Below are 211 nucleotides of genomic sequence, written 5' to 3'. Positions count from 1 at the left end.
GAACAGCAACGGCAAGAACGTGGACCTCACGGGTTGCAACCTGCGTGTGATCGTGAAGGGTGACGCGGTCGAAATCCACTACGCGACTTCGAAGGCCGAAGGGCGCCCCTGCGGCACAGGGGAAATTGGTGTCGACAAAGGCTATACCGAGGCCTTCGCCGACTCCGATGGCGAGCGTCATGGTCAGACCTTCGGCGCCGTGCTGAGCGCT

The 211-nt window shown here is 62.1% G+C and carries 1 pseudogene; it reads left to right on the top strand.

Going from position 1 to position 211, the window contains the following annotated elements:
* Positions 1 to 211: pseudogene (locus tag ACYP5B_RS48845) on the top strand (transposase); the annotation flags it as partial.

This window comes from Cupriavidus sp. 8B (assembly GCF_054589115.1).
Note: the sequence above shows the minus strand (reverse complement) of the source record. Positions and strands in the feature narration are given on the sequence as shown.